The sequence below is a fragment of the Streptomyces sp. NPDC001093 genome (assembly GCF_040298985.1).
Classification (GTDB): domain Bacteria; phylum Actinomycetota; class Actinomycetes; order Streptomycetales; family Streptomycetaceae; genus Streptomyces.
Map to the genome: position 1 here is coordinate 21,232 of NZ_JBEPBF010000025.1, position 15,070 is coordinate 36,301.

Consider the following 15,070-nt stretch of genomic DNA (forward strand, 5'->3'; position numbering starts at 1 on the left):
CGCCCCCGCCGTCCTAGCCGCGCGGGGCCCGCCCGGGGTGTGCTTTGTCTTCACCGGGGGGGCCCGGTTGGCTTTTCCCGCCCCCCCCCCCCCCCGACGCGTCCCCGAAAGAAGAGGTCTATGCCGCCTGCCGGTTCCCGTCCCGTCGGCCCTCTCGACGATGACGACTACCCCGCCTACACCATGGGCCGGGCCGCCGAGATGCTCGGCACCACCCCTGCCTTCCTCCGTGCCCTCGGAGAACACCGCTTGATCACCCCGCTGCGCTCCGATGGCGGCCATCGCCGCTACTCCCGGTACCAGCTGCGCATCGCCGCCCGCGCCCGCGAACTCGTCGACCGGGGCACCGCCATAGAGGCCGCCTGCCGCATCGTCATCCTCGAAGACCAGTTCGAAGGGGCGCAGCGCATCAACGAGCAACTGCGCGCCGAGGGCGGCAAGCCTCAGCCGAAGACATCAGCCTGATCAGAACGCTGGAACCCGAGGCAACCGATGCACTGCCGACGGACGAGGCCGTCGAGGGACCGCAGCGCCGTTTCGCAGCTCAGGCGGGCTCAACGCGTCAACCGGACTCCACGCAAAAAGAGAACCGCCAGCGAGCGTGACGTATGTAGTGGGTGACGAGGGGCGAACCCGGGGGAGAAGGAGCGGCAACCGATAGGAGGTCGCCATGGGTGGCGGGGATCTGGAACCTGGGGCAGCCTCTGGCCGCCGCTGAGGCGGCACCGCCCGGGAAGTCCGTCGCGGGCGGGGCCGCGGCCGGAACCGACCGTGCTGCTGGGCTGTGGTTCAGGCGTCGATGATGACGGGGATGATGAGGGGCTTGCGGCGGTGGGTGCGGAACGCCCAGTTCGCCACGGCGCGGGCGAGGAGTTGTTCGAGTTGGCGTGCGTCCCCGACGCCTTCCTCGGCTGCGGTGGCCAGGGTCTTCTCGATGACGGGGATGACCGGCTCGAAGGTGGCGTCGTCGTGGACGAAGCCGCGGGCCAGGAAGTCGGGGGCCTCGGCGAGGGCGCCGGTGTCCGCGTCGACGATCGCCACCACCGTGACCACGCCTTCGGCGGCGAGGGTGAGGCGGTCCTTGAGGGACGCTTCGGTGGCGCCGCCGACTTCCATGCCGTCCACGTAGACGTTGCCGGCGGGGACCTTGCCGGTGATGGAGGCGCGCCCGTCGACGAGGTCGACGACGACGCCGTCCTCGGCGATGACGACCCGGTCGGGGTCGACACCGGTACGGATGGCGAGGTCGGCGTTGGCCCGCAGGTGGCGCCATTCGCCGTGCACGGGCATGACGTTGCGGGGTTTGACGATGTTGTAGCAGTAGACGAGTTCGCCGGCGCTGGCGTGCCCGGAGACGTGCACCTTGGCGTTGCCCTTGTGGACGACGTGGGCGCCCCACCGGGTGAGTCCGTTGATCACCCGGTAGATGGCGTTCTCGTTGCCGGGGATGAGGGAGCTGGCGAGCAGGACGGTGTCGTCCTTGCCGATGCGGATCATGTGGTCGCGGTTGGCCATCCGTGACAGCGCTGCCATCGGTTCGCCCTGGGAGCCGGTGCACACCAGCGTGATCTTGTGGTCCGGGAGCTTCTCCAGCTCCTTCGTGCTCACGACCAGACCGGAGGGGACCTTCAGATAGCCCAGGTCACGGGCGATGCCCATGTTGCGGACCATCGACCGGCCGACGAAGGCGACCTTGCGGCCGTGCTGGTGGGCGGCGTCCAGGACCTGCTGGATGCGGTGCACGTGGCTGGCGAAGCTGGAGACGATGACCCGGCGCGGCGCGGTGCGCATCACCTGCTCGATCGCCGGGTTCAGCTCTCGCTCGGAGGTGGTGAAGCCGGGTACTTCGGCATTGGTGGAGTCGGTGAGGAACAGGTCCACGCCCTCCTCGCCGAGGCGGGCGAAGGCGCGCAGATCGGTGATGCGGTCGTCGAGAGGGAACTGGTCCATCTTGAAGTCGCCGGTGTGCAGCACCATCCCGGCCCGGGTGCGGATCGCGACCGCGAGGCTGTCGGGGATGGAGTGGTTGACCGCCACGAACTCGCAGTCGAAGGGCCCGAAGCCACGCCGGTCACCCTCCCGCACCCGCACCGTGCGCGGCCGGATGCCGTGTTCCTTGAGCTTGGCCTCCAGGAACGCCAGCGTCAGCTTGGATCCGACGACGGGAATGTCGGACCGCTCCCGCAGCAGGTACGGCACACCGCCGATGTGGTCCTCGTGGCCGTGGGTGAGGACCACGGCCACGATGTCGTCCAGCCGGTCCCGGATCGAGGTGAAGTCCGGCAGGATCACGTCCACGCCGGGCTGGGTCTCCTCCGGGAACAGCACGCCGCAGTCGACGATCAGCAGCTTGCCCGCATGCTCGAAGACGGTCATGTTGCGGCCGATCTCACCCAGGCCGCCCAGGGCGATGACCCGCAGCCCTCCTTCGGGAAGGGGCGGGGCGGCTTTCAGCTCGGGGTGCGGATGACTCATACCCTGACGGTACCCGGACAGCGGGACAGGGTGATCCATTGCCCGTGCGATCTCCTTCTCCCGACGGAGCGGGATACCCGCAGCGGGTGCCTCGGCACGACCGGATCACGCCGGCGACCGGGGACAGGCAGGGGTGAAAGCGGTACCACCTTCCGTGGCCGAACCGTTCGCCCGGTGCTGGAGAAGATCTCGTGCACCCTGTCGTGTCTTCCGGCGTTCGTCACCTCCCGGCGGGCCTCGGCGTTGGTCCACTCGAAGTGGTCGAGACGCGGGTGCCCACGGCGCTCACGAGCAAGCGGGCCGAGAGGGCCCCGGGGCAGCTTCCTTCGCCAGGCAGACAGATGGCAGTGTCCCCGAAGCGCTCGCCGCCCCCGCCCGCCATGCCGGAACCCGATGTGGTGCCCCATCGAACTCGACGACGAGGTCGCGCGGGGGGCGGCTCGGCCGTGGTCTCGAGCCGGTCCCGGGAAGTCGAAGGTGACGTCCGTGACTGCGAGGAGCAGCCCCGCACGACGTCCGGGTGGCGTGGAACTGCGACGCAGCCGCAGCGATACGCGAAGCCCCCGCCCGTGATCACACAGAAGAAACACGTCACCCGCTGAGAGCCAATACGACGGTCGGTACGCGAGTGATGGGACGCACGCCCGGCATTCGATCTGATGCGGTGCCAGGAGGCGTTCTCATGGACTAGCGGCGCTCATGAGCGGGCGGCTCGCGGGGTGATGTCGTTCGGCGCCGTTTGGTCCACGACTGGTCCGGGAGAGACCTCCTGGGGTGTCAGACAGTAGCGCGAAGGCTCCAGTTAATCACAGAGTGTAGCCGTTATTTCGGGTTGCCTGGAGTGCAACGATGCCTCCAGGCAACCGACTTCAGGCTCTAGAAGAAGCCAAGCTTCTGAGGGCTGTAAGAACAAAGAATGTTCTTCGTCTGCTGGTGGTGCCGCCAAGTTCAGCACCAAGCTGCTTCGCCTCAACAGCGCCCGGCTGCTCGCCGGCGCGGTCGGCATCGGGACGGCCTGCCTCCTGGTCGTAGACGACCTCGTGCCCTGCCCAGGACGAACGACCGAAACCGGCAGCGGACGTGACCGAGCGGAGCGACCACCGCGGAGATCGGGCACGCAAGGGGCAATGGCAAAGACCGGCCGACGAGTCCCTGTTACTTCACGTCAGCTGCGCCTCGTGTATGGCGCGATGAGCACGGCAGTCGCATCCGACCTGCTTCGAAGTTCTGTCAGTGTCCGGCTCGGAGACGAGTTGTCGCCAAGGGATTTCGGCAGCGCATCGTGGAACGCATACAGCGTCAGCAGGTACTGGTGGGTGCTGTTGGGGGGCGGGCACGGCCCGTCGTACGTTGCCTCGCCGAGGTCGTTGAGGAGTTCCCTCGCGCCGGGTGTCAGATGGTGCGCTTTCAGTTCCCGGGTCGCCGCCGGAATACCCACCTGTAGCCAATGGATCTTCTGATCCTGGACATCGACCATGGAAAGGGCGAGTTCGGCGGTCCCCGCCGGTGCATTCGCGATGGTGAGCCCGGGCGAGTAGTCATGGGGGCTGTCGCAGGACATCAGGGAATCGAAGGAACCCGAGAAGTTGAAGCCTTGTTCTCGTCCGAGCGTGAACGGACCGGTGGGCATTGTTGTTGTCCGGGTGACGGCCGGGGATGCACTCGTGGTTGTCCGGGCGTGACGTGACACGGCAGAGCACGCGGAGGTCCCCCCAAGGGTGGTGACGCAGGCAGCGCTCAAGGCAAGGAATCGAAGCCTCATACGGCCAGCCTATGTGTTCTATCCACCCGCGATTCCATAGCGGCCGCTTACGTATTTCTAACGGAGTTTCTCCGGTCGGGCGCGAGGAGAAGTCGTGTTCGCACGCCGGTGTCGTCCGATCCACCATGGGAAATGTGTGATTCGACCGCAGTGACCACACATGATGAGCTGCATCTGACGTGCTTCACGCGGTCGGCCGGTGTGAGCTGTTCTTGAACCTCACCCGCTAATAATTCGCCGCAGTCCGCGGAGCCCTGGAAATCGCGCGGTAACAGATGGCAGCGACATCTCTGCGGGGCGAGCCGGACGTACGATACCGGCCGACTGGGTAGGACGACGTCCCACCAACGGGACACCTTCGAACCCTCCGCGGCTACGGTAGTTCGAAGCCCGGGTTCATTCCGCCGAGCGCGTTCACGCACAGGCAATCCCGTTCCTCGGCGGTGGGCAGCGCGGCCACCGCGTCGAACAGCACGCCCCGCAACCGCTCCACGTTCGCCGCGAAGACCTTAAGCACCTCGTCGTGCGAGACGCCCTCCCCGGTCTCCGCGCCCGCGTCGAGGTCCGTGACCAGGGTCAACGATGTGTAGCACAACTCCAGTTCACGGGCGAGCGCGGCTTCGGGATGACCGGTCATGCCCACCACGGACCAGCCCTGCGCCCGGTGCCACAACGATTCTGCGCGGGTGGAGAACCGCGGCCCTTCGACGACGACCAGGGCGCCGCCGTCCACCGGCATCCAGTCCCGTCCGCGCGCGGCCTTGATCGCGACCGCCCGTCCGGCGGGGCAGTACGGGTCGGCCAGGGACACGTGCACCACGTTCGGCACGGTGCCGTCCGGGAGCGGCAGCCCGTCGAAGTACGTCTGCACCCGGGTCTTTGTGCGGTCCACCAGCTGGTCGGGAATCAGCAGTGTGCCCGGCCCGTACTCCGGGCGCAGTCCGCCCACCGCGCACGGGCCGAGAACCTGACGTACGCCGACGGAGCGCAGCGCCCACAGGTTGGCGCGGTAGTTGATGCGGTGCGGGGGCAGATGGTGGCCGCGGCCGTGGCGGGGGAGGAAGGCGACCTGTCGGCCGGCGATCGCGCCGAGGAAGAGGGAGTCGCTGGGTGCTCCGTACGGGGTGTCGACCTGGACCTCGGTCACCTCGTCGAGGAAGGAGTAGAAGCCGGACCCGCCGATGACACCGATCTCCGCGTTCGTCATGCCCAGCACGCTAGCCGCGCAGGCACGGTTCGAGATCACGGCATCGGGGAACGTCATGCTCTCGAAAGGAATTCGGCCGCCCGGATCGGGTGCCCATCGTTGGAGTCGGCAGTTCGGCAACGTGGGTACGCACTGATCTGGTCCGGGGCCAGGACCGCTGCGGGAAGGGCGGCCGTCGGAGCGGAGGCTACGGCGGCGCGGCGGTTCCCGGAAGGCACGCTCCCTCGGTCGAAAGCTGCGGGTGAGCAGTCGGAGGTCGACTTCGCGGCCGCGTGGCCGGCGCTGGCCGGGCAGCGACGCGTGTGCGTCCTCACGCTGTGACCGTCCTGCTCGGGCAAGGCTGTGCACCGGCCCGGCCGCCTCGCAGGAGGTGTTCCTGTAAGGCCCATGTGCAGGCTTCGAGGCGCTGGACGGCGTGACGGCCGTATTGCGAAGCGCGGACGCCGGACAGGTGCCCGGCCTCCGCCAAGTGCCTGTCACACGGGTGGTCAGGACTGCGACGGGTGGAGTCCCGCGGATGTTCGGCGTGCCCTGCGGCCGGGAGATGTCCCTGTTCCGTAAGGCGGTCGGACGTTCCATGGCGGCCTTCCTCCGGGTGGGATGGAAGGCATGACATCGCGTTTCCTTCCGCCTGTGTTCAAGGGCAGACTGCACGACGCCCGCACGGCAACCTCCATCGGGCGGTGGCTCGGCCTGGCGTTCACGGTGTGCTTCTGCACCGGCTTGATCAGCCACTTCACGCAGCACCCGCCGGGATGGCTCGCTAACGAGCTGCCCAGCCGTCCGGTGTGGGGATACCGGTTCACGCAGGGGCTCCATGTCGCGTCCGGTATCGCGGCGATCCCGTTGCTGCTCGCCAAGTTGTGGACGGTGTACCCCCGCCTGTTCGAGTGGCCCCCGGTGCGCTCGGTGCGGCACGCCCTGGAACGGGTGTCGGTGGCTGTCCTGGTCGCGGCCGCCCTCTTCGAGCTGGCGACCGGCCTGCTCAACACCGCCCAGTGGTACCCGTGGCCCTTCTCCTTCGTGGAGGTGCACTACGCCGTGGCCTGGCTGCTGACAGGAGCGCTGGTGCTCCACATCGCGGTCAAGGCACCTGAGATCGCGGCACACTGGAGCCGTCGCTCGGCGGGCACGCTGTCCCTGCCGGCCGAGGACGCCCCGGATCGGCGTTCCCTGCTCGCCGCGGTGGCGGCGGCGGTCGGCGCGGTCACCATCACCACGGTGGGGCAGTCCTTCACCCCGCTGAAGGACCTGACTCTTCTCGCACCCCGCCACCCCGACCATGGTCCCGAGGGGCTGCCGGTCAACCGGACTGCCGCGGCGGCCGGGGTCGGCCTGATCCACGCCGAGCGCTACCGCCTGACCGTCGCCGGACCGAGGTCCTACACACTCACGCTGGACGAGCTGCGCGCACTGCCCCAGCACGAGGTCGAGCTGCCGATCGCCTGCGTGGAGGGCTGGAGCAAGTCGGCGCACTGGACAGGTGTGCGCGTCATGGACCTGCTGGAGCGGGCGGGCGCCCCGGTCCACGCGCGGGTACGGGTGGTGTCGTTGCAGACCCGGGGCGGCTACCGGGTCTCCGAGATGGGTCACGAGCACGCCCGGGACCCGCTGACCTTGCTCGCACTGCGGCTGAACGGTGAGGAACTGTCGCCCGACCACGGATACCCGGTGCGCCTCATCGCTCCGAACCGTCCGGGTGTACTGCAGACCAAGTGGGTCGGCCGACTGGAGGTGCTGTCATGAGGGTCAAGGTGCTGCGACTGCTGGTGGGCGCCGCCGGGCTGGCGCTGATGGGTGTCGGCGCGTCCTTGCTGCTGGACAGACAGCAGGAGCTGATGGGTGTACTGGAGTGGCTCGGCGGGGCGGTCGTGTTGCACGACGCGCTGGTCGCGCCAGTGGTGCTGTTGCTCGGGCTGGTGCTGGTCCGTGGTGGGGTACGGGGGCCGGTCCGCGGGGCGCTGCTCGTGGCGGGCGCTCTGACTGCGGTGGCGCTTCCGGTGCTGCTGCGGCCGGGGCCGCGGGCCAACTCGACGGTGCTGCCGCTCGACTACCCGCGCAACTGGCTGCTGACCCTGGTGGCCGTGGCCACGTTCACGGCCCTGTTGGTGGTGGCGAAGGAGGTCCGTCGCAGCCGACGGCGTCCACCTTCGTAACAGCGGCGTCTTACGGGTGTCTTACGCACGGCCGGCACGGGCCCCGCCTGGCGTAGGGCATTCCTACGGTGGCGCCATGCGCACTCTTCGTACGGTGGTCCTCGCAACGGCTCCGCCCCTGTTCCTGGCTGTGGCGGGCCTGGCCCACCCGCGGCATCTCACCGCGTCGACGGCCGCTCAGTGGACGGCGCTGCATGTCGCTCTGCTTCCCGCCTTCCCCCTGCTGGCGCTCGGCCTGCTGGTGCCGCTGTGGGGCAGACCAGCGGGTGACCTGGACGGTGCACTCACCGTGGTGGCCTGGGCAGGGTGTCTCGGTTACGCGGCCTACTATTCGGGGCTGGACGCGGTGGCCGGTGTCTCTGCCGGGACGGTGGCGGGCCATGGGGCGCAGGAGGCGGTGGGGTGGCTCTTCTCGGCTGGTGACGAGTTGGGCCGGGCAGGGGTGTACGCGCTGACAGTCGCCGCTCTCGCCACCGGCGCGGTGCTGCTGCGGCGCCACGGCGTCCGGGTGCTGCCCGGGGCCGTGGTGGTGCTGGGGGCGTGTTGGTCATTCCTCGACAGTCACATCTTCTGGCCCCGCGGTGTGTTCACCATGCTCGCGTTCGCCGTGGGCTTCGATCTGCTGAGCGCGGCGGCGTCCGGCCGGTCCGGAAGGCTTACGAACCCCTGACGGTTCTGCGTCCAGGCATCCGCAGACGCGTAGCCAGGCTTAGCGTCGGAGCATGTTGATCCTGGTCACCGGAGGTGCGGGCTTCATCGGCTCGCACATCGTCAGCGCTTTCACCAGTGCCGGGCACGAGGTACGCGTGCTCGACGCGCTCCTGCCCGCCGCCCACCGTACGCCGCCGCCCGTCCCCGATGGTGTCGACTGGCGCCACGCGGATGTGCGCGACAGGGGAGCGGTGGTGGACGCTCTGCGGGGCGTGGACGCCGTCTGCCACCAGGCGGCGATGGTCGGGCTCGGCAAGGACTTCGCGGACGCGCCCGACTACGTCGGCTGCAATGACCTCGGCACGGCCGTACTGCTGGCGGGCATGGCTGCGGCCGGGGTACGCCGGCTCGTGCTGGCGAGTTCCATGGTGGTCTACGGCGAGGGCCGCTACGAGTGTGCCCGGCACAGCGTCGTACGGCCGGGGCCGCGACGGATCGCCGAGCTGGACGCGGGCCGCTTCGAACCGCCGTGCCCACACTGTGGCGAGCCCCTGTCCGCCGGGCTGGTGGGGGAGGAGGCGCCGACCGATCCGCGCAACGTCTACGCGGCCACCAAGCTCGCCCAGGAGCACCTGGCCGCGTCGTGGGCACGGGCGACCGGCGGAAGGGTGGCGGCGCTTCGCTACCACAACGTGTACGGACCCGGCATGCCGCGGGACACCCCGTACGCGGGAGTCGCCTCTTTGTTCCGGTCCGCGCTCGCACGCGGTGAAGCACCACGTGTGTTCGAGGACGGCGGTCAGCGCCGGGACTTCGTGCACGTGCGGGACGTCGCGGGGGCCAACCTCACGGCCATGGAAGGGCTGCCCGCTCTGCCGGAGGGTGGCCTGCGGGCGTACAACGTCGGCAGCGGCGACCCGCACACGGTGGGGGAGATGGCCTCCGCGCTGGCCGTGGCGCACGGCGGCGACGCACCCGTCGTCACCGGGGAGTACCGGCTCGGCGACGTCCGTCACATCACTGCCTCCTCGCGCAGGCTGTGCGAGGAGCTGGGCTGGAAGCCGGTGGTGGGCTTCGCAGAGGGGATGGCGGAGTTCGCGGGGGCTGCGCTGCGGGCCGGCTGAGCGTTCCCCGGAGACTACTCGGAAGGGCCGTCCCTGTACTTCCACGGGGACGGCCCTTCTCCGGACCGGAAAGCGGACTCAGGCGGCTGTCGGCAGGCGGACCTCGAAGCGGCAGCCGCCGGGCACGTTGTGGACGGCGGCCCGGCCGCTGTGGGCCTCGACGATGCCCCGCACGATGGCCAGTCCCAGGCCTGCACCGGCGGGCGGGGTGCGGGCGTCGGTGCCGCGCCAGCCGGTGTCGAAGACGCGGGGCAGGTCCTCGGTCGGGATGCCGCCGCAGCCGTCGGTCACCGAGACGACGACGCTGCCGCCCTCCTCCCGGGCGGAGACGGCGACCGTTCCGTCGGTGGGCGTGCGGTGGATGGCGTTGACGAGAAGGTTGGCCAGGACGCGGGACATCTCGCGGCCATCGACCTCGATCGGCACCGGTTCGACTCCGTCGCCGATGATCCGTACGCCGTGTTCCCTGGCGAGGGCGTCGGCACCCGCGATCGCGTCGCCGACGAGGTCGTAGACCGACATGCGGGCCGTGTTCAGGGCGAGTACGCCGGCCTGGATGCGGGAGAGTTCGAACAGGTCGCCGACCATCTCGCTGAGCCGCTCGACCTCCGTGCGGATCCGGGCGTGGTAGACGCCCGGATCGTCGACCATGCCGTCCTCCAGCGCCTCGGTCATCGCCTGCAGCCCGGCGAGCGGGGTACGCAGGTCGTGGGAGATCCAGGCGACAAGCTCCCGTCGGGACTCCTCCAAGGCCCGCTCGCGCTCCCTGGAGGCGGCCAGCTTCCCGCTGGTTGCATCCAACTCCCGGACCAGTTGGGCCAGTTCGGCTGTAGGGGCGGTGTTGGGCGGAGTGAAGCGGCCCTCGTCACCGAGGGCGCGGGTGGCCTCGGCGAGTGCCTGGCTGCCCTTGACGACGCTGCGGCCCAGGACGAGCGCCACCGCGAGGGAGACGACCGCCGCTATGGAGCACACCATGGTGACGACCCACAGGTCGTGATCCGACAGCAGCATCGCCCACGACACGAGCATGGTCCCGGCGAGCATCGCCGCCACGGCGACGGCGGCGACCACGGTCAGCGACAGCGCGACCGAGCGGTTGCGCAGCAGCCTCAGGGCGGCCACACCGAGCAGTCCGGCGGCGCCCGCGCCGATCGCCGCGTACAGGGCGATCAGGAAGGTGTCACGCAGCATCGTCCGCCCCGGTCGCCGCAGGTACATCGAAGCGGTAGCCGACGCCCCACACGGTGTTGATCAGCCGCGGGCGGGCCGGGTCGTCCTCGATCTTCTCGCGCAGCCGCCGTACATGGACGGTGACGGTGGACAGGTCGCCGAACTCCCAGCCCCACACGCGACGCATCAGTTCCTCCCGGCTGGTGGCCCGCCCGGGATGGCGCAGGAAGAACTCCAGCAGGTCGAACTCCCTGATGGTCAGGGCGAGTTCCTGGCCATCGCGGGTGGCCCGGCGAGCCGTGGGGTCCACAGCGAGCGGTCCGGCCCGCAGTCCGGTCAGGCGTGGTACGGACGGTGTGCTCCGCACCGCCGCCAGCGTCCCCGCACGGCGCAGTACCGACTCCACCCGCAGGACCAGCTCCCTCGGGCTGAAAGGTTTGGTGACATAGTCGTCGGCCCCGACCTCCAGGCCGAGGATGCGGTCCTCCTCGTCACCCCGCGCGGTCAGCATGATCACGGGCAGTGGACCGGTCTCGCGGATACGGCGGCAGACCTCCAGCCCGTCCATGCCGGGCAGCATCAGGTCCAGCACCACCAGTTCCGGCGGCTGTGCGATGGCCCTGGCCACGGCGGACGGGCCGTCGGCGGCCACATCGACGTCGAAGCCCGCCCGGGTCAGATATCCGGCGACGACCTCGGAGACGGTCGGGTCGTCGTCCACGACGAGTACGCGTTTCACGGTATCGAGTCTCACACCGCCCCGCGGCTGTCAGGGGGAGCGGTGGCGGATGTCAGAGATCCGTAAGGACTGTCGCCGACGTCAGAGATCCGTAAGGACACCAAGTCCCTTACGCCCCTTTTGTGTTCGTAGGGTGAGTGGGGTGATCGAGACTTCCCCCTCTTCTCCCGCCCGGGTCGATGTGGTGCTGCCCTGTCTGGACGAGGCCGAGGCCCTGCCGTGGGTGCTCGACCGGATCCCGCCCGGCTGGCGCGCCATCGTGGTCGACAACGGCTCCACCGACGGCTCGGCGGACATCGCCCGCGCACTCGGCGCCCACGTGGTGACAGAGCCGGTGCGCGGCTTCGGCGCCGCATGCCACGCCGGCGTCATGGCCGCGACCGCCGACGTCGTGTGCTTCTGTGACTGCGACGCCTCCCTCGACCCCGCCCTGCTGCCGGACATCGCCGCACCCGTGCTCGGCGGCACCGCCGATCTGGTGCTGGGCCGGCGGCGCCCCACGTCCCCCGGCGCGTGGCCCTTGCACGCCCGCCTGGCCAACCTGGAGCTGGCCCGGCTCATCCGCAGGCGCACCGGGGTGCGGCTGCACGACCTGGGCCCGATGCGCGCGGTCCGCCGCGAGGCGCTGCTCGCCCTGGACCTGACCGACCGGCGCTCCGGCTACCCGCTGCAGATGGTGGTGCGCGGCGCCGACGCCGGCTGGCGGGTGCGCGAGACGGAGGTGCCCTACCACCCGCGCACCGGCCGCTCCAAGGTCACCGGTACCTGGCGGGGTACCTGGCAGGCGGTGCACGACATGCGTGCCGTGCTCGCCGAGACGCCCGTCACTACGACCGCCGTCGCCGGCGTGCGGGGAGGCGGACGATGAACACCCTGCCCCCGGTGACCCTGCTGGTGATCGCCAAGGAACCCGTGCCCGGCCGCGTCAAGACCCGGCTCACCCCGCCCTACACGCCCCAGGAAGCGGCCACTCTGGCCGAGGCTGCCCTCACCGACACGCTCCACACCCTGCTGCGAGCCCCCGCACGCCGTCGCGTGCTCGCTCTCGACGGCACCCCTGGCCCCTGGCTGCCGCCCGGCTACGACGTCGCACCCCAGAGCCTCGGCGGCCTGGACGAGCGGATCATCGCAGCCTTCGCCCACTGTGACGGCCCGACGCTCCTGGTCGGCATGGACACCCCGCATCTGACCGCCGACATGATCGCCGGAGTCGGCCGGGACGGCCGTGATGCCTGGTTCGGTCCGGCCGCGGACGGCGGCTTCTGGGCGCTCGGCCTCGCCGATCCCGCCCGGGTCGGTGCCCTGGTCCGTGGGGTGCCCATGTCCACGGACCGTACGGGCGCGATCCAGCGCATCCGCCTGGCCGAGGCAGGACTGGCCGTGACCGACCTGCCGGTGCTTCGTGACGTGGACACAGCAGCCGACGCTGCCGCGGTCGTCCTCAACTCGATGGCAGAGGTGGTCCGATGAGCGGGACGGTGGTCGGCATCGACTCCGCCGTGGCCGAGCGGCCGGAACCGGCCGTGGCGGAGGCGGAGCCCCGGGCGGAGAACCTGACGGTGGTCAGGGCCAGGAAGCGCATGCCGGCGCTACCCGTCCGCCCCGCCGTGCCCGTGGAACCGGGCACCCCGTGGATCGACGATCCCTACGCCCACGCTCTGCGCAGCGGACGCGGCCCGCTGTTCCTGCGGCGCCTGTCACAGCCCGATCACCCCGACAGCCTCGGCGAGGACCACGTACTGCCACTGGACGTGGAGCGCTGGTGTGCACGTCCCGACGCGGCGGACACGAGCGTGCTGCGCCGATGTACGGGCTCCGTCCTGGACGTGGGATGCGGACCGGGACGCATGGTGGGCGCACTGGCCGCCCGCGGCATACCGGCGCTGGGTGTGGACCTCAGCCGGGACGCCGTGAAGCGCACCCGGCGCAGTGGTGGCGCCGCCATCCAGCGCTCGGCCTTCGACCGCCTCCCGGGCGAAGGCCGCTGGGGCACCGTGTTGCTGATGGACGGCAACATCGGCATCGGCGGCAATCCCGTCGCCCTGCTGCGCCGCATGCGCGAACTCGTCGCCCCCGGCGGGCTCCTGCTGGCCGAAGCCGCCCCGCAGGACGTGGACCAGCGCCTCACCGTGCGCGTCGAGGACGCCCACGGCCACCACGGACGGCCCTTCCCCTGGGCCAGGCTCGGCACCACCGCGCTCCTGAACGCCGCAGACTCCGCCGGCTGGACCCCGACCGGCAGGTGGACCTGCGAAGGACGCCCGTTCGCGGAACTACGCCGCAGGCGCGCGAATCACCCCGACGCGCAGCCCTCGAACACCGAAAGGCCGCACCACTCATGACCGACAGCGTCCCCACGCGTACGTCGGCTCCCCGGCCCGCGGAGCCATTGCCCGACCACCCCGCCGAGCCGGTGAACCGCCGCGTCGGCCGTACGCGTACCACCCTGGTCGTGGCGGTGCTCGTCGCACTCAGCGCCGTTGTCATCGGCACCCTCCACGCCGGCGACAACCAGAGCGACCCGGGCCGCCTGCTCGTGGGATACGCCATTGCCTGGGCACTGTTCGCCGCCGGGGTCTGGGCCGTGCGCAAACTCCCCGCGCGCGCCGTGACCTTCCTGGTGCTCGCGGGCTCCGCCGCCGTCGCACTGTCCGGCCTGGCGGCACCGCCCCGCACCAGCGACGACATGTACCGCTACGCCTGGGACGGCCGCGTACAGGCGGCCGGTATCTCCCCCTACGCACACCCGCCGGCCGCCCCCCAACTCGCCCGTCTCCGGGACGAGTGGCTCTTCCCCACCCATGGAGCCTGCGACGGCTGGGGACTGAGGCGCACCGACAGCGGCGCGTGCGTCCGCATCAACCGGCCCAGCGTGCCGACGATCTACCCGCCCGTCGCGGAGGGCTGGTTCCTCGCCGTCCATACCCTCTCGCCACCCGGTACTCGTCACAAGCCGCTCCAAGTGGGCGGAGCGGTACTGGCGTTCGGCACCACCATCGCCCTGCTCGCCGTCCTGCGGCGACGCGGCGACCCGCAACGAGCCCCTGCCCGGGCCGCACTGTGGGGCTGGTGCCCGGCCGTCCCCTTCGAAGCCGTCAACAACGCCCACGTCGACACCCTCGGCGTCCTGCTCACCGTGCTGGCACTGGGCACCGCCACTTCCGGGGCGCGTCGTGGAGCCCTGCTCGGCGCGGCCGTCGCGGTCAAACTGCTGCCCGTGCTGGCGCTGCCCGGCGCCCTGTCCGGACAGCGCAGCGCGCGACGCATCGGGAGCGTGGCGGCGGCTGCCCTCGGCGCGGTCGCGCTCGCCTACCTGCCCTACGTCCTGGCCTCCGGCACCAGCGTCCTCGGCTATCTCCCCGGCTACCTGAACGAAGAGGGCTACGAACCCGGCGACGTACGCCGCTTCGCCCTGCTTCGGCTGATCCTGCCGGACTCGGCCGCCGGAATCGCCGCTGTTGTCCTGCTCGCGCTGACGGCCCTGTTCGTATGGTGGCGCGGAGACCCGGCACGTCCCTGGAGTGGTGCCCTCCTGGTGACCGGCACGGCGCTGCTGCTGTTCTCACCCAACTACCCCTGGTACTCCCTGCTCGTCATCGCCCTCGCAGCCCTGGACGGCCGCTGGGAGTGGCTCGCCGTCACCGTGGCCGGCACAGTTCTCTACCTCGCCGGGCGGCTGTTGCCCGGGTTCCCTTTGCAGGCATGGGCCTACGGCGTTGCCGCTCTCACTGTCGCACTGGGTGCCTGCCTGAGAGGCATGAGGCCGACGCAGCCCCTGCTGAGTTG

General features: G+C 70.5%; 13 protein-coding genes and 1 pseudogene. 9 read left to right on the forward strand and 5 right to left on the reverse strand.

The genetic code is table 11. The features are described 5' to 3' along the window. Nucleotides 1-120: 120 nt before the first annotated feature. A complete protein-coding gene (locus tag ABT288_RS15355) occupies nt 121-465 on the forward strand; it encodes a helix-turn-helix domain-containing protein (protein WP_351607154.1) in 345 nt (114 codons plus the stop codon). Nucleotides 466-789: 324 nt separating this feature from the next. Here the strand turns inward: ABT288_RS15355 and ABT288_RS15360 are convergent, their stop codons facing one another. From ABT288_RS15360 to ABT288_RS15370, 3 genes are all read right to left on the reverse strand, one after another. After that, nucleotides 790-2,475, reverse strand: coding sequence for a ribonuclease J (locus ABT288_RS15360; RefSeq protein WP_351607156.1), 1,686 nt, complete (start codon nt 2,473-2,475; stop codon nt 790-792). Between the two features lie 1,165 nt (nt 2,476-3,640). Further along, on the reverse strand, nt 3,641-4,105 hold the full coding sequence (locus ABT288_RS15365; protein WP_351607159.1) for a YbhB/YbcL family Raf kinase inhibitor-like protein: 465 nt from the start codon (nt 4,103-4,105) through the stop codon (nt 3,641-3,643). Between the two features lie 505 nt (nt 4,106-4,610). Further along, entirely contained in the window at nt 4,611-5,444 is an 834-nt protein-coding gene (locus ABT288_RS15370) for an S-methyl-5'-thioadenosine phosphorylase (protein ID WP_351607161.1), read from the reverse strand. A gap of 609 nt (nt 5,445-6,053) precedes the next feature. On the opposite strand from ABT288_RS15370, the gene ABT288_RS15375 reads away from it, so the two are divergent. From ABT288_RS15375 to ABT288_RS15390, 4 genes are all read left to right on the forward strand, one after another. Further along, on the forward strand, nt 6,054-7,190 hold the full coding sequence (locus ABT288_RS15375; protein WP_351607164.1) for a molybdopterin-dependent oxidoreductase: 1,137 nt from the start codon (nt 6,054-6,056) through the stop codon (nt 7,188-7,190). Then, nucleotides 7,187-7,600 (forward strand): hypothetical protein, encoded by a 414-nt coding sequence (locus tag ABT288_RS15380; protein WP_071376289.1) that lies wholly within the window; start codon nt 7,187-7,189, stop codon nt 7,598-7,600. Before ABT288_RS15375 ends, ABT288_RS15380 begins: the two co-directional genes overlap by 4 nt. Before the next feature lie 76 nt (nt 7,601-7,676). Beyond that, entirely contained in the window at nt 7,677-8,270 is a 594-nt protein-coding gene (locus ABT288_RS15385; protein WP_351607166.1) for a hypothetical protein, read from the forward strand. A gap of 52 nt (nt 8,271-8,322) precedes the next feature. Beyond that, a complete protein-coding gene (locus ABT288_RS15390; RefSeq protein WP_351607169.1) occupies nt 8,323-9,375 on the forward strand; it encodes an NAD-dependent epimerase/dehydratase family protein in 1,053 nt (350 codons plus the stop codon). Nucleotides 9,376-9,453: 78 nt separating this feature from the next. Here the strand turns inward: ABT288_RS15390 and ABT288_RS15395 are convergent, their stop codons facing one another. Together ABT288_RS15395 and ABT288_RS15400 are read right to left on the reverse strand one after the other, a co-directional pair. After that, nucleotides 9,454-10,566 carry a sensor histidine kinase gene (locus tag ABT288_RS15395; RefSeq protein ID WP_351607171.1) on the reverse strand — a complete coding sequence of 371 codons (1,113 nt, stop codon included), beginning with the start codon at nt 10,564-10,566 and terminating at the stop codon, nt 9,454-9,456. After that, a complete protein-coding gene (locus ABT288_RS15400; protein WP_351607174.1) occupies nt 10,556-11,284 on the reverse strand; it encodes a response regulator transcription factor in 729 nt (242 codons plus the stop codon). Before ABT288_RS15400 ends, ABT288_RS15395 begins: the two co-directional genes overlap by 11 nt. A gap of 142 nt (nt 11,285-11,426) precedes the next feature. On the opposite strand from ABT288_RS15400, the gene ABT288_RS15405 reads away from it, so the two are divergent. From ABT288_RS15405 to ABT288_RS15420, 4 genes and pseudogenes are all read left to right on the forward strand, one after another. Further along, nucleotides 11,427-12,152 (forward strand): glycosyltransferase family 2 protein, encoded by a 726-nt coding sequence (locus ABT288_RS15405; RefSeq protein WP_351607177.1) that lies wholly within the window; start codon nt 11,427-11,429, stop codon nt 12,150-12,152. Next, nucleotides 12,149-12,754, forward strand: a complete 606-nt coding sequence (locus ABT288_RS15410) for a TIGR04282 family arsenosugar biosynthesis glycosyltransferase (protein WP_351607179.1) — start codon at nt 12,149-12,151, stop codon at nt 12,752-12,754. Before ABT288_RS15405 ends, ABT288_RS15410 begins: the two co-directional genes overlap by 4 nt. Next, entirely contained in the window at nt 12,751-13,626 is an 876-nt protein-coding gene (locus ABT288_RS15415) for a methyltransferase domain-containing protein (protein WP_502972754.1), read from the forward strand. The genes ABT288_RS15410 and ABT288_RS15415 overlap by 4 nt, the downstream gene beginning before the upstream one ends. After that, a pseudogene (locus tag ABT288_RS15420) lies at nt 13,623-15,044 on the forward strand (glycosyltransferase 87 family protein); the annotation flags it as partial. The gene ABT288_RS15415 and the pseudogene ABT288_RS15420, both read left to right, overlap by 4 nt. Nucleotides 15,045-15,070 lie beyond the last annotated feature (26 nt).